General features: G+C 58.8%; 1 protein-coding gene. It reads left to right on the top strand.

Annotated elements, in window-relative coordinates; genetic code table 11:
* Positions 1 to 5: 5 nt before the first annotated feature.
* Positions 6 to 719, top strand: coding sequence for an IS6 family transposase (locus GO986_RS22455; RefSeq protein WP_369409551.1), 714 nt, complete (start codon positions 6 to 8; stop codon positions 717 to 719).
* Position 720: the final 1 nt, after the last annotated feature.

Below are 720 nucleotides of genomic sequence, written 5' to 3'. Positions count from 1 at the left end.
ACACAGTGCTTAACGGTCAGAAGCTTCCCGGCTATCGATTCCCACTTGAAGTCATTGGGTACGCCGTCTGGCTGTACCACCGCTTCACGCTGAGCTATCGAGACGTTGAGGAACTCCTGCTGGAACGCGGGATCGCCGTTACGCGCGAGTCCATCCGCACCTGGTCTATCGAGTTCGGTGACGTGTTTGCTCAGGGACTGCGCCACCGGGAACCTCAACGGGGTTCCCGGTGGCACCTCGACGAGATGCACGTAGATGTCGGCGGCATCACGCACTGGTTATGGCGGGCCGTCGACGAACACGGTGTTGTGCTGGACGTTTTCCTGCAGCGTCACAGGGATACACGAGCGGCCAAATCCTTCTTCACCCGACTCTTGGGCGAGCAATGCATCCCAGTCACGATCTACACAGACAAACTCTGGAGTTACGGAGCAGCCCTTCGCGAACTTCCAGTGCTCCACGGGGTGGAGCACGTCCAGGTGGTTTCTGCGGCTCGCTATAACAATCTGGTTGAGCAGTCCCATCGTCCCACACGACGACACGAGCGCCAGCAATGCGGATTCAGATCACGGCGACGAGTACAGGGATTTCTCAACCTGCACGCTCGCATCACGAAGCTCCATCACCCAGCCCGCTCCACTCTTCCCGCTCAGCGTCGACGTCTCCATCAAAAGCAAGCGTTTGAGGTCTGGCGCGATGTCATGAAGCAGGTGGCCTGAA

It is taken from the genome of Deinococcus arboris, assembly GCF_009755355.1.
GTDB classification, from domain to species: domain Bacteria; phylum Deinococcota; class Deinococci; order Deinococcales; family Deinococcaceae; genus Deinococcus; species Deinococcus betulae.
This window is presented reverse-complemented; position numbering and strand designations above follow the sequence as displayed.